This is a genomic window from Bradyrhizobium sp. Leo170 (assembly GCF_004296405.1).
GTDB lineage: Bacteria > Pseudomonadota > Alphaproteobacteria > Rhizobiales > Xanthobacteraceae > Bradyrhizobium.
Map to the genome: position 1 here is coordinate 1 of NZ_PSRR01000864.1, position 502 is coordinate 502.

The window sequence follows — 502 nt, forward strand, 5'->3', positions numbered from 1 at the left end:
GGAGGCGATGGTGGCGCGGCCATCGGGCGCGGCGACCACCGTGTCCGGTCCCTTCAACAGCACCACCGCACCGGAGCGCTCGGCGGCGGCGCGCACACGCTCGAGTTTGGAGCGGCCGGGATGCTTGTTGCTGATGTCGCTGAACAGCCGCGGGAACTCGCCCTCATGCGGCGTCAGCACCACCTGTGCCCCGTCCGATGCCTTGATCGCCTCGAACAACCGTTCCGGTGCATCCGCAAAACTGGTCAGCGCATCAGCGTCCAGCACCAGGTTGCGCTTCGCCGCGAGAGCCGTGTGGACAAAATCGCGCGTGCGTGGGCCGACGCCGGCACCGGGCCCGATCACGCTCGTGTTCAGCCGCCTGTCGTTCAGGAGATCGGCGAACTGGATCGCATTGTCGACCGCGCGCACCATCACCGCTGTCAGCGCCGCGGCGTTCACCGCCAGCGCATCGCTCGGCGAGGCCAGCGTCACCAGGCCCGCTCCCGCCCGCAGCGCGCCG

The 502-nt window shown here is 69.9% G+C and carries 1 protein-coding gene; it reads right to left on the minus strand.

The genetic code is table 11. The annotated features are described in order from the left end of the window. On the minus strand, positions 1–502 hold a 502-nt coding region (locus CWO89_RS45135), incomplete at both ends, for an ADP-dependent NAD(P)H-hydrate dehydratase (protein ID WP_130584481.1).